Origin of the sequence: Bacillus sp. FSL K6-3154, from assembly GCF_040869395.1 — a bacterium.
Lineage (GTDB): Bacteria > Bacillota > Bacilli > Bacillales > Bacillaceae > Bacillus > Bacillus safensis.
The window spans coordinates 1,022,970-1,035,705 of sequence record NZ_CP152033.1; the positions used below are offsets into that span (position 1 = coordinate 1,022,970).

A 12,736-nucleotide genomic window follows, 5' to 3' on the forward strand; every position below is an offset into this window, starting at 1 on the left:
CGTTATTTCTCTCCTTTTGAATCAATTTTTTTATTTCTGAATTAATGATGTTCCTGTCATCTCTTTTGGTTTTTCAAGACCAAGTAAGTCTAAAAGCGTTGGAGATAGATCAGCTAAAATGCCGCCTTCTCTAAGCGTCGCACCTTTTTTCGTCACGATGACTGGTACAGGATTCGTTGTATGTGCAGTATGCGGCTTTCCTTCTTCGGTAATCAGCACGTCTGCGTTACCGTGGTCTGCCGTGATGATGGCATGTCCGCCTTTTGCCAGGATTGCGTCGACTACAGCTCCTAAGCACTCATCTACTGCTTCAATGGCTTTGATTGTTGGCTCAAGCATACCTGAATGGCCAACCATATCCGGGTTAGCAAAGTTCAGAATGATCGCATCATGCTTGTCAGCATTGATGTCTGCAACAAGTGCATCCTTTACCTCGTAAGCACTCATTTCTGGCTTGAGGTCATAGGTGGCTACATCTGGTGAATTGATTAAGATGCGGTCTTCACCAGGAAATTCTTCTTCACGTCCACCGCTCATAAAGAACGTGACATGAGGATATTTCTCTGTTTCAGCAATCCGCAGCTGTTTCAATCCGTTTTGAGAAAGCACTTCTCCTACCGTGTTATCCAAATTCACTGGTTTGAAGGCAACATAGCCATCAACCGTTTCACTGAAGTGTGTGAAGCAGACGAAGTGTAAATTCTTCGGATGAGCTTCTCCGCGGTCAAACGAGCGGAAATCTGCATTTGTGAAAGTGTTCGAGATTTGGATGGCACGGTCTGGACGGAAGTTATAGAAAATCACAGAGTCGCCGTCGTTTACTTTGGCAACCGGCTCACCATTTTCTCTCGTAATGACAGATGGAATAACGAATTCATCGTAGATTCCATTTTCATAGGAGTCATCAACGACATCATAGATGTTTTGATAACTTGGCCCTTCACCATATGCCATCGCGCGGTACGCTTTCTCCACACGATCCCAGCGTTTGTCACGGTCCATTGAGTAATAGCGTCCTGAAAGTGTTGCCACTTCACCGACACCGATTTCTTTGATTTGTTCTTCCAGCTGTTTCAAGTACACTTTGGCTGTCTTCTGACCAACATCACGTCCGTCCAAGAAACCATGAATGTATACCTTTGTTAAGCCTTCTTTTTTCGCCAGCTTCAGCAGGGCAAAAAGATGCTGGATGTGACTGTGCACACCGCCGTCTGACAAGAGTCCAAATAAATGAAGCGCCTTGTCATTCTCTTTTGCATACGTCATTGCATCTAGGAACGTTTCGTTTTTCTCAAATTCCCCTTCACGAATGGCAACATTCACCCTTGTTAAGCTTTGATACACAATGCGTCCTGCACCGATGTTCAAATGCCCAACTTCAGAGTTCCCCATTTGACCTTCCGGGAGACCTACTGCCTCACCTGAAGCCGTTAAGGTTTGATGCGGAAATTCGTTCCAGTAGCGGTCAAAGTTCGGTTTTTTTGCTTGTGCGACAGCGTTACCGACTGTTTCGCCTCTTAAACCGAACCCGTCTAAGATGATTAGTGCAGCTGGTTTCTTACTCATATTGACCTTCCTCCAATAATTGAACGAAAGACTGAGGTTCTAAGCTTGCGCCGCCTACCAAAGCACCGTCAATATCGGATTCTGCCATATATTCTTTAATATTTGCCGGCTTCACGCTTCCGCCATATTGAATGCGAAGGCTGTCTGCCGCTTCTTGACCAAATTCGCTTGCAACGGTTTGGCGGATGTGTGCGCAAACGTCGTTTGCATCTTTCGCTGTAGAAGATTTTCCTGTACCGATAGCCCAGATTGGCTCATATGCAATCACAGATTCAGCAACTTGCTGCTTCGTTAAACCAGCTAGTGCTTTCTTCACTTGATCAGCGACAAGTTCATTTGTTTTACCAGCTTCACGCTCTTCAAGCGTTTCACCTACACAAATGATTGGAACGATGCCATGCTTGAATGCAGCATGTGCTTTTTTGTTCACTGTTTCATCTGTTTCAGCAAAGAATTCACGGCGCTCTGAATGCCCAATCACTGAATAGCCGATGCCTAAATCTTTTAGAGCAGCAGGGCTGATTTCCCCAGTGAATGCACCATTTTCTTCAAAGTGCATGTTTTGTGCACCAATTTTAAGGTCTGTTCCGTTTGATAGGCTGTTTAGCTTTTCAAGGAAAAGAGCTGGCGCACAGACAATGGATTCCACTTTGTCAGGAGATGGAATAGATGACTTGACTTCTTCAACGAAGCTGACTGCTTCGCCAAGTGTTTTGTTCATTTTCCAGTTCCCAGCTATAATTGGTTTTCTCATGATTGACACTTCCTTATAGCAGTTTTGGTCTTATTTATCGTTTAATGCAGTAACACCAGGAAGTTCTTTGCCTTCCATAAATTCAAGTGAAGCGCCGCCGCCTGTAGAAATATGGCTCATCTGATCGGCAAGACCAAATTTCTCAACTGCTGCTGCTGAATCTCCACCACCAATGACAGAATATGTATCTTTTGCTTCTGCCAGTGCTTCTGCGATAGCTTTTGTTCCTTTAGCGAATGCATCGATTTCAAATACACCCATTGGTCCGTTCCAGACAACAAGTTTGCTGTTTTTAATAACGTCAGCATACTTTTCTCTTGTCTCTGTTCCAATATCAAGTGCTTCTAGATCACTTGGAATTTCAGAGATTGGCACAATGCTTGTATTTGCATCATTTGAAAAGTCGTCGGCTACCAGAACATCTGTTGGAATCAGGAAGTTCACGCCTTTTTCTTTTGCACGGTCCATAAACGATTTCGCTAAATCTACTTTATCTTCTTCTAATAGAGATTTCCCTACCTCGTGGCCAAGTGCTTTCACAAATGTGTAAGCAAGTCCGCCGCCGATGATGAGGTTGTCCACTTTATCAAGAAGACTTTCAATCACACCGATTTTATCCTTTACCTTTGCGCCGCCGATAATCGCTGTAAATGGGCGATCAGGATTTGAAATGGCTTTCCCTAGAACCTCAAGCTCTTTTTGCATGAGGAAGCCTGAAACAGCCGGAAGATAAGCTGCAATACCAGCTGTCGATGCATGTGCACGGTGTGCAGCACCGAACGCATCATTGACATACACATCGGCTAAATCAGCAAATGCTTTTGATAATTCAGGATCGTTCTTTTCTTCACCAGGATAGAAACGAACGTTTTCAAGCACTAGCACATCTCCATCTTTTAAGTCAGAGATTTGCTTTTTCACGTTGTCGCCGTAAGCTTCATCTGCTTTTTTCACTTCTTTTCCAAGAAGCTCTTGCAGACGTTTTGCCACAGGTGTCAGACGCAGTTCTTCAGTAACTTGACCCTTCGGACGACCCAAATGACTAGCTAGCAGTACCTTTGCGCCTTGTCCTGTTAAATACTCAATTGTTGGTAATGCTGCGCGGATACGAGTATCATCCGTCACTTCTCCGTCCTTCATCGGAACGTTAAAATCTACGCGGCAGAACACAACTTTACCTTTTACGTCAATGTCTTTTACTGATTTCTTATTCATGCTCGTCAGGAGATCCTCCTTTATTCTGGTTTCCTTACGCATTGGACAAGACTCTCTTTATCCTTTTCCCATTTTGCCCTCATCAAAACGAGAAATCGTGCAGAACGGATAAAAACAGAGAAAAAGGGAAAGGGATGCTTCCCCTTCCCTTGTCCGTCTTCATTATATCGTGTCTCTAGGAAAGAACCAAGTGAGTTCCTTCAGTGTGAGAAATTAAAGACCTTGTTTTGCAATGTAAGCTGCAAGGTCAACAACGCGGTGAGAATATCCGCTCTCGTTATCGTACCAAGAGATTACTTTCACCATGCTGCCTTCCATTACCATTGTAGAAAGAGCATCGATTGTTGAAGAGTTTGCATTACCATTGTAGTCACCAGATACTAATGGCTCTTCGCTGTAGCCAAGGATTCCTTTAAGTTCTCCTTCAGCTGCTTCTTTAAGTGCTGCATTTACGTCTTCAGCTGTTACATCTTGGTTTAATTCAGCAACAAGGTCAACTAAAGAAACGTTAGGTGTTGGAACACGCATAGCGCCACCGTTTAATTTACCTTTAAGTTCAGGCAATACAAGTGAAACAGCTTTCGCAGCACCTGTAGAAGTTGGGATGATGTTTTCCGCAGCTGCACGAGCACGACGGTAGTCTTTGTGCGGAAGATCAAGAATTTGCTGGTCATTTGTGTATGAGTGAACAGTTGTCATCATACCGCGTTTGATACCAAATTTATCGTTAAGTACTTTTGCAAATGGTGCTAAGCAGTTTGTCGTACAAGATGCATTAGAGATGACATCGTGGCTAGCTGCATCGTATTTGTCTTCGTTTACACCCATAACGATTGTGATATCTTCTTCGTTAGCAGGAGCAGAGATGATGACTTTTTTAGCGCCAGCTTCTAAGTGTTTCGCAGCGTCTGCACGTTTTGTGAAGAATCCAGTAGATTCAACAACGATTTCTACGCCTTGTTTACCCCAGCTTAATTTCGCAGGGTCACGCTCAGCTGATACTTCGATTGTTTTACCATTCACTACTAAGTTTGTACCGTCTACAGAAACCTCTGCATCTAGTTTTCCGTGAACAGAGTCATATTGTAAAAGGTGTGCAAGCATGTTAGCATCTGTTAGATCGTTAACCGCTACTACCTCAACTTCAGGATTATTTAATGCTGCACGAAATACGTTACGTCCAATACGTCCAAATCCGTTAATACCGACTTTTACTGCCATGATGTTTCCTCCTTTTATAGGTCACAATGTTTTATATTGAGGGATCAATTGACTCCCTTAATAACTCTTTTGCGGCTCCTTCGTCTGTGACGAGAACCGTTCGGCGCGGTTTTTTGAAATAAGCTTCAATCGCCCCCGCCTTTGATGATCCACCTGCAACAGCAATGATGTGTGGAATGCTTTCTAGATCATCTAGCTGCATGCCGACGGAGTGCACTTTGTGTACGACCTCACCATCACGATTAAAGTAATAGCCAAAGGCCTCTGTCACTGCGTCATGCTCATCAATCTTCTTTAAATCTTCAGCTGGTGTATTTCGTCTCATCGCCATTGTTTTTGCTTCACCAATACCATGAATGAGCATCGTGGACGATTTAATCGTTTGAAGCACTTCTTTGACGGACGGCTCTTCAATAATGGAAGAGTAAGCACCTTCTGACAGCTGCCCTGGAACAAACAGCAGTTTGTAAGTACCGGAAGCTTTTTCAGCCATGTGGGCACAAATGGTGTTTGCCTGATTTTTTACATTCTCCCCAAGACCGCCTCTCGCAGGGACAAACATCGTATCGCGGTTTTTGGCATCAGGGGTCATCATTTCGGCAACGGCTTCCATCGTCGTTCCGCCAGTGACGGCGACGATATTATTTCCAGTAAACCTTTTTTTCATGCATTGGACAGCAGCTCTTCCCATTTCTTGCTTCACCCACGGGGATTCGTCACTGTCTCCAGAAACGATCATGACTTCTTCCAGGCCTAACTTTCTCTTTAATGTATTTTCCAAAAAGGTTAAACCTAAAACGTCCTTCATCATTCCTTCAAGCATTTCAAGCAAAGCGTGACCCTCACTCGTCAGCATCATACCGCTCGTTTTCACATCCAGCAGATTTTGTTCTTTTAAAAACTGAACTTCAGCACGTAAGATGCGCTCACTGAGACCAAGACTTGTCGCAAGACTTCTGCGGCCAATCGGTTCAGCTAATCTGATGTACTGCAAAATGTCGTAGCGTTTTTGCATAACAATGAGAAGATCTGGCAATAATTTTTTTTGAGCTTCCAATAAACGATTCATGGCTAACGACCCTTCCTTTTCACGTTGGACTAAAAACGTCCCACTGTGACAAAAAACGTCCCGCCACAGCCAAAAAAAATCAATCCCTGCTTTCTTTAATTATTTTAACAGGATAATCTTGCATTTTCAACTCTTACAAACACATTTAGACAAAAAATAGACACATTTTTACCGATAGCCTGCTTGTCATCAAGGTTCTTGCGATGATATTTCTTTTCAAAATATTTATTTTCTTTTATATAGAATGTATTCACGATGGAAAATGTGCATGCTGGTGATATGAGCATGCACATTTTTTTCAGGACCTGCTTATGTTTTTGTGATGGTTCCAAACTGTTTTGCCTCTTCCTTCGGTTTGATTTTGAGATAATAAATAATGTAGCAGGCAGCCATGAACGGGATTCCGCAATAAAGGCCGATCCGCTGATCCTCGATAAAAAATAAGCTGATGAGGACGATGCCAAATGCGATAAAACCTGCTAGTGGAACAAATGGATAGAGCGGTGTTCGGAAGACGAGATCCTTTACATCTCCGCCCGCCTTTATGAATTGTTTTCTAAAGAAATACTGAGACAAGCAAATAGACATCCACACCACAACAAGAACCATACCAGAAATAGAAATGAGCCACACATACACCGTTTTTGGTGCCACAACACTTGTCAGCAGAGATAGTGCAGATACGCCCATTGTCACCAATAGTGCATTGATCGGAATTTTACGCTTGGACAGCTTTTTCGTAAAGTCAGGTCCTTTCCCGTCTTTCGACAGCGCCCAAAGCATACGTGATGATGCATATAATCCAGAGTTTGCTACAGATAAGACGGCTGTGATGATGATAAAATTCATGATATCTGCCGCATATGGTATACCGACCTTGTCCAGCACGACGACAAACGGGCTGTCGACAGTGCCTGCTGTCTGCCACGGAAGAAGCGCGGCCAGAACCGCAATAGATAAAACGAAAAAAACCATCGTTCTCCAAATAATATTTCGTATAGAACGAGGCAATGTTTTTTCAGGGCTTTCACTCTCTCCTGCTGCAATCCCTACAAGTTCTGTTCCTTGAAAGGAGAAATTGACCGTGACCATGGTTAATAAAATAGCAAAAACGCCGTTAGGAAATAGTCCGCCATGATCCGTCAAATGACGAAATAGAGGGGCTGGTTCTCCATCTTTCAGATGAATCATTCCGAAAATTGCGCCAATTCCAATGATAATAAATAATAGGATGGCAGCGACCTTAATGGCTGAAAACCAAAACTCGGTTTCAGCAAAGCTGCGAGCTGAGATGGCATTCACGGCAAATAAAATCACGCTAAATGCAAGACACCAAAGCCAAACAGGGATATCTGGGAACCACCTTTGGAGCAAAATGCCTGCTGACGTAAACTCCAGTCCTATTGTACATGCCCAGCTAAACCAATAAAGCCAGCCGATCATAAAGCCTGTGGACGGACCTATATATTTGGTTGCATACTCCTGAAAGGAACCCGCTGTCGGCATCGCCACCGCTAATTCTCCAAGACAGAGCATCACCAAATACATTAACAATCCGCCAATGATAAAGGATAGAATGGCTCCCCCGGGTCCAGCCTGATGGATAATGAGTCCTGACCCAAGGAAAAGACCAGTACCAATGACGCCGCCTAAGGCAATCATAAAGAGATGCCTGCTTTTCATGGAACGTTCTAGTTCATTATGCTGTTCTTGGTTCAAATCCGCTTCCCCACTTTCACTCTTCTATTCATCATCCTTTGACAAAATTCGCTGTTCGTTGAAAGAGAAAGGGAGAAAGTGAAGGTTTCTCCCCCTTTGACATTTATGCTTGAAATAATGCTTCAATATGACCAATCGCCCAGTCTAAATCTTCTTTAGATATCGTGAGAGGCGGTGCAAAGCGGATGACGGTCTCATGAGTTTCCTTACATAACAGCCCTGCTTGTTTTAGCTTCTCACAATAAGGTCTCGCTGCCTCTGTCAGCTCCATGCCGATAAATAATCCGCGGCCCCGCACTTCCTTGATGACAGGACTTTGAATGCGCGTGAGTTTGTCTTTTAAGTATTCGCCAAGCTCCAAAGAACGCGCTGCAAGGTTTTCGTCGATTAAGACATCCAGTGCAGCCAGCGACACCGCACACGCAAGAGGATTTCCGCCGAAGGTAGAGCCATGAGATCCAGGGTTAAACACACCTAATATATCGCGGTTTGCGACCACACACGAGATTGGGAATACACCGCCGCCTAAAGCTTTTCCAAGAATCAGCATATCTGGCTCAATGTCTTCCCAGTCACATGCAAACATCTTGCCTGTTCGCGCTAATCCGACCTGAATTTCATCCGCAATGAACAGCACATGTTCTTTTTCACAAAGCGCTTTCGCTTCCTTCAAGAAGCCTTCTGGCGGCATGACAATTCCCGCTTCTCCTTGAATAGGTTCGATCAGAAAAGCCGCTGTTTGTGGTGTGATGGCTTCACGTAACGCTTCAATATCTCCGTAAGGAATCAGTTTAATGCCTGGAAGCATTGGACCGAAACCTCTTTGATATTCTGCTTCAGAAGAAAGGGAAACAGCTGTCATCGTTCTGCCATGGAAGTTACCGACGCACGCAATGATTTCTGCGCGATTGTCTTCGATTCCCTTGACGTCATAGCCCCAGCGTCTTGCTGCTTTTACAGCTGTTTCTACAGCCTCAGCGCCAGTATTCATCGGGAGTGCCATCTCTTTATTCGTCATTTGACAAATTTTCTCATACCAAGGGCCAAGCTGATCATTGTGAAAAGCTCTTGAAGTCAGTGTCACACGGTCTGCCTGTTTTTTGAGCGCCTCAATAATGCGGGGATGGCGATGGCCTTGGTTCACCGCGGAATACGCACTCAGCATATCCATATATCGATTGCCTTCAGGGTCTGTCACCCAAACTCCTTCAGCCTCTGAAATCACAATTGGCAGCGGATGATAGTTTGCCGCACCGTATTGTTCGGTTTGTTGAATCAATTCATTTGTCTGTGTCATCGTCTATTCCTCCTTCTATAAGCTACCCTCTTTTATCTACACACATATGATATGCAAGGATCGTGCCAACTTTCTGCCCGCATTGTGGCGGTGATTGATCTGGTTCTTTATGCAAAATATTTTTGCATCTGCCAAATTTTTTAGAGGGAACCGCAAAATTTTTCATGTTAAAATAGAGGTAACGTCTGGAGGTGCTTCAATGAAAGAAGATCAGTATACTGCAAAGCTGGAAAATGAGATTGATCTGTATAAACAAATGCTTGATTTAATAGATGTCGGGGTTCATGCAATTGACGAGAATGGCAATACTGTTGTTTATAATAAAAAAATGATGGAGATTGAGTCTTTGAAACGCTCTGATGTTCTCCATAAAAATGTATTAGATCTCTTCGTCTTCCAAGACGAAATGCACAGTACGCTTGTCCAAGCGCTGCGTACCGGGAAACAAACCGTTCATGCAAAGCAGACGTATCATAATTACAATGGAAAAGAAATCACAACGATTAATCATACATACCCGCTCGTTCGAGACGGCCTTATCCAAGGAGCGGTTGAAATTTCGAATGATGTGACGAAGCTGGAACGGTTGATTCATCACAATATGAAGAAAAAAGGAAGCACGCGCTTTACCTTTGATTCCATTATTGGACAAAGCCCTGCGTTTTTAGAGGTGATTGAGCATGCAAAACGAGCGACACGCACCTCTTCCTATGTGCTCATTGTTGGAGAAACAGGGACAGGAAAAGAACTATTTGCGCAAAGTATTCATAACGGCAGCAGCCGATCATCTGGACCATTTATTACCCAAAATTGCGCGGCACTGCCTGATAATCTCATTGAAAGTCTGCTCTTTGGTACACAAAAAGGGGCTTTTACAGGCGCAACTGATCAGCCCGGCTTATTTGAACAGGCGCAGGGAGGTACACTGCTGCTTGATGAGATCAACTCATTAAATCCTGGTCTTCAAGCAAAACTGCTGCGTGTATTACAGGAGAAACGTGTGAGAAGGCTTGGCAGCACAAAAGAAATCGCTGTTGATGTAAGAGTCATTGCCAATATGAATGAGGATCCTGTAGATGCAATCGCAGGCGGACGCATGCGCAAGGATTTATTTTACCGGCTGGGTATTGTCACCCTATTTATTCCGCAGCTTTCTGAACGAAAAGAAGACATTCCTACATTTGTCAGTCATTTTATTCAAAAATATAATGAGCTGTTTCAAATGAAGGTGAAGGCGGCTGATGAAGAGGTACTAGCCCTTTTTCAAGCGTATGATTGGCCGGGTAATGTACGAGAACTGGAGCATGTGATTGAAGCGGGGATGAATATGATGATGGATGAGGATTACTTATGCATGCATCACCTTCCATATCATTTTAGATTTAAACATAGGGAAGGCCGTCCTGCAGCGCAATTACAGACGAACCCTTTGCAGCATACCGCAGCTGACACGTTTATTTATACAAGCCCAGAACATACGACTGATTTTCAAACCCAAATGGAACGATTCGAAAAACAATACATCGTCCATTACTTAGAAAAAATGGACGATAATATTTCACAGACTGCAAAGTTATTGGGCATGAGCAGGCAAAGTCTGCAATATCGCATGAAAAAACTGCATATTTCTCGTTAATAATAGAGCTGTGCCCTCATTCGGCACAGCTTACTGTGGTTCTGACTGTCCTGCCGGTTCTTGACTCACATCACTCAGCAGTCTTTCTACATTTTTTAAATGCGTGAGCATCGCTCTTTCTGCTTCTTCTGGCTGTCTTGCCATGACGGCTTTGTAAATATGTTCATGTTCTTTGTAAAGCTGCCGAATGGAGGCTTTTCTTGAAAATAAGACGACTTTTCTCGTCTCCCGCATCGTTTCTACCAGCAAGGTGGAGACCTGATTCATTAACGCTTTTAATAAATCATTCTTTGAGGCTTTGGCTAAAGCGAGATGGAATGCGAGGTCTGCCTCTTCACCAGTTTCTTTATGTGCTTCTGCGAGTTTCATTTGTTCGAGTGCCTCACGCAGCTGATGAAGGTCATCGTCCGTTCGCATGAGCGCTGCCTTTTTAACAGCACCCGTCTCAATTATGTTTCTTAATTCAAGGAGCTGTGTGACATCATGCTGCTTCATCAAAAATGCAGGAGACAGGCTAAATGTGAGCTGCTCAGGATCAAACTGCTTCACATATGTGCCTTCCCCTTGCTTCATCTCTATTAATCCGATCGCTTTGAGAGCAGACAGTGCCTCTCTTACAGCGGAACGGCTGACTTGAAAGCTTTCTGAAAGCGCTTGAACCGAATCTAATTTTTCCCCTGGAAGAAGCTCACCTGTACGAATGGATTCAATTAATGCATCCGCAATTTCTTCATATATTTTTTTCGTTTTGATTTGTTTATATTTCAATTGGTCTCACCTCATCACTGTTGTCTATCCCTATCGGCTCATGCCCTATCTTATACTTTACCCCAAAATTTCCGATCACACGTCTCCCCTCTTTAATTTTCAAGAAATCTTCGAGCTGCCTTGCTTTCAACAAAAAAGAAGCACGTGCCATGTTCTGGCAAGTACTTCTTTTTAATCGTATCGCTTCCGCAGCGTAGAGGACGGAAGATTCATTTGTTCACGATATTTTGCAATGGTTCTGCGCGACGCGCGGATGCCAAAGGTTTGCTGAAGCAGCGTCATAATTTGCTGATCTGAATACGGTTTTTTCTTATTTTCCGTTTGGATGAGCTCTGCAATGTGCGTTTTGACTGTGTAGCTGGACGCCTCTTCTAGCGAATGCCCTTCTAATTTCGCTTGGAAAAATTGTTTCATTTCCATAAGACCATAAGGGGTTTGCACCATTTTCCCTTTTACAGTCCGGCTGACTGTTGACTCATGGACTTGCAGTATATCTGCGATCCGCTTCATCGTAAGCGGTTTCATTTTATGTTTCCCTGTTAGAAAAAAATCGGTCTGATGTGAGATAATCTCACGAACGACATGAGTCATCGTTTGCTTTCTTTGCTTCAGCGCTTGGACAAGCCAATTGTACTGCTGCTCTTTTTCCTTTAAATACGCATATGCTTCATGCCGCTTTTGGTCTTGAATCATGGCGAAGTAGCCTTCATTCATTTCTACGTCTGGAAAAGCGCGCTGATTCAGCTCAAATGTGATGTGATCCTGCACCACAGTAATTGTCACATCAGGCTCTATATACACATGCTCTTCATCATATGAGAAATGAAGGCCTGGTCTTGGTTCAAGCTGAGACACTTCATCTTGTACCGCCTGGAGTGTTTTCATTGAAACACCTGTTTTGGCCGCAATTTCCTTCCAAGCCTTTCTCGCAAAAAGAAAGAAATGCTCTTCGATGATCAGCTCGGCTTCATACCAGCGCTTCTTTTTCCTTCTCAGCTGAAGGAGGATGCATTCCTGCAATGATCTTGCGCCAATCCCGGCAGGCTCCAGCGATTGCAGCTGATGAAGGACAGCTTCCACTTCTTCAGCTGGCACCTCTAAGACAGCTGCCATTGCGTCAATCGGTTCATTTAGATAGCCATTGGAATCAATGGAGTCAATCATAAAGTGAAAGATTCTTTGATTCTTTTCACTTAAATTCAAATCAATCGCCTGTCTTTTTAAAAACATTTGCAGGCTTTCTTTTTGATGCGTTCGATACGGCTCTGTCATTCGATCTTGTGATTTTTTATGATAAACTGGTTGATAGCTGTCCGTGTCTTTCCGCTCAATCAGAGGGTTCTCAAGCGCTAACTGGTCAAGATACTCGCCGAGCTCTGCGCAATTCAGCTGCAGCAGCGTAATGGCCTGCCTAAGTTCTTGTGTGAGCACCTGCTTTAATACCTGTTCTTGTTGCAGTTTAAGGCTCATTGTCTCCCCTCCCTCTCATCA

The 12,736-nt window shown here is 43.8% G+C and carries 10 protein-coding genes; 1 reads left to right on the forward strand and 9 read right to left on the reverse strand.

Annotation, left to right across the window (positions count from 1 at the left end):
* Window positions 1-30: 30 nt before the first annotated feature.
* The 7 genes from gpmI to MHH61_RS05610 form a co-directional block, all read right to left on the reverse strand.
* Entirely contained in the window at window positions 31-1,566 is a 1,536-nt protein-coding gene (gpmI, locus tag MHH61_RS05580; protein WP_024423499.1) for a 2,3-bisphosphoglycerate-independent phosphoglycerate mutase, read from the reverse strand.
* On the reverse strand, window positions 1,559-2,320 hold the full coding sequence (tpiA, locus tag MHH61_RS05585; RefSeq protein WP_017359213.1) for a triose-phosphate isomerase: 762 nt from the start codon (window positions 2,318-2,320) through the stop codon (window positions 1,559-1,561). The genes gpmI and tpiA overlap by 8 nt, the downstream gene beginning before the upstream one ends.
* 30 nt (window positions 2,321-2,350) lie before the next feature.
* Entirely contained in the window at window positions 2,351-3,535 is a 1,185-nt protein-coding gene (gene pgk, locus MHH61_RS05590; RefSeq protein ID WP_024423500.1) for a phosphoglycerate kinase, read from the reverse strand.
* 213 nt (window positions 3,536-3,748) lie between these two features.
* Entirely contained in the window at window positions 3,749-4,756 is a 1,008-nt protein-coding gene (gap, locus tag MHH61_RS05595) for a type I glyceraldehyde-3-phosphate dehydrogenase (protein WP_007500174.1), read from the reverse strand.
* Window positions 4,757-4,787: 31 nt separating this feature from the next.
* Window positions 4,788-5,825 carry a sugar-binding transcriptional regulator gene (locus tag MHH61_RS05600; RefSeq protein ID WP_024423502.1) on the reverse strand — a complete coding sequence of 346 codons (1,038 nt, stop codon included), beginning with the start codon at window positions 5,823-5,825 and terminating at the stop codon, window positions 4,788-4,790.
* 309 nt (window positions 5,826-6,134) lie between these two features.
* Window positions 6,135-7,508 (reverse strand): amino acid permease, encoded by a 1,374-nt coding sequence (locus tag MHH61_RS05605; protein WP_051149965.1) that lies wholly within the window; start codon window positions 7,506-7,508, stop codon window positions 6,135-6,137.
* A 139-nt stretch (window positions 7,509-7,647) separates the two neighbouring features.
* Window positions 7,648-8,841 carry an ornithine--oxo-acid transaminase gene (locus MHH61_RS05610; protein ID WP_024426076.1) on the reverse strand — a complete coding sequence of 398 codons (1,194 nt, stop codon included), beginning with the start codon at window positions 8,839-8,841 and terminating at the stop codon, window positions 7,648-7,650.
* 199 nt (window positions 8,842-9,040) lie between these two features.
* On the opposite strand from MHH61_RS05610, the gene MHH61_RS05615 reads away from it, so the two are divergent.
* Window positions 9,041-10,477: a sigma-54-dependent Fis family transcriptional regulator gene (locus MHH61_RS05615; RefSeq protein WP_125586045.1), complete on the forward strand. Its 1,437-nt coding sequence runs from the start codon at window positions 9,041-9,043 to the stop codon at window positions 10,475-10,477.
* A 30-nt stretch (window positions 10,478-10,507) separates the two neighbouring features.
* Here the strand turns inward: MHH61_RS05615 and MHH61_RS05620 are convergent, their stop codons facing one another.
* Window positions 10,508-11,245, reverse strand: a complete 738-nt coding sequence (locus MHH61_RS05620) for a FadR/GntR family transcriptional regulator (protein WP_024426078.1) — start codon at window positions 11,243-11,245, stop codon at window positions 10,508-10,510.
* A gap of 171 nt (window positions 11,246-11,416) precedes the next feature.
* Window positions 11,417-12,715: an RNA polymerase factor sigma-54 gene (gene rpoN / locus MHH61_RS05625; RefSeq protein WP_125586043.1), complete on the reverse strand. Its 1,299-nt coding sequence runs from the start codon at window positions 12,713-12,715 to the stop codon at window positions 11,417-11,419.
* Window positions 12,716-12,736 lie beyond the last annotated feature (21 nt).

Bases quoted from the DNA above. Each gene is read 5' to 3' on its own strand.
- gpmI (WP_024423499.1), bottom strand. From the start codon at position 1,566: ATGAGTAAGAAACCAGCTGCACTAATCATCTTAGACGGGTTCGGTTTA.
- tpiA (WP_017359213.1), bottom strand. From the start codon at position 2,320: ATGAGAAAACCAATTATAGCTGGGAACTGGAAAATGAACAAAACACTT.
- pgk (WP_024423500.1), bottom strand. From the start codon at position 3,535: ATGAATAAGAAATCAGTAAAAGACATTGACGTAAAAGGTAAAGTTGTG.
- gap (WP_007500174.1), bottom strand. From the start codon at position 4,756: ATGGCAGTAAAAGTCGGTATTAACGGATTTGGACGTATTGGACGTAAC.
- MHH61_RS05600 (WP_024423502.1), bottom strand. From the start codon at position 5,825: ATGAATCGTTTATTGGAAGCTCAAAAAAAATTATTGCCAGATCTTCTC.
- MHH61_RS05605 (WP_051149965.1), bottom strand. From the start codon at position 7,508: ATGAAAAGCAGGCATCTCTTTATGATTGCCTTAGGCGGCGTCATTGGT.
- MHH61_RS05610 (WP_024426076.1), bottom strand. From the start codon at position 8,841: ATGACACAGACAAATGAATTGATTCAACAAACCGAACAATACGGTGCG.
- MHH61_RS05615 (WP_125586045.1), top strand. From the start codon at position 9,041: ATGAAAGAAGATCAGTATACTGCAAAGCTGGAAAATGAGATTGATCTG.
- rpoN (WP_125586043.1), bottom strand. From the start codon at position 12,715: ATGAGCCTTAAACTGCAACAAGAACAGGTATTAAAGCAGGTGCTCACA.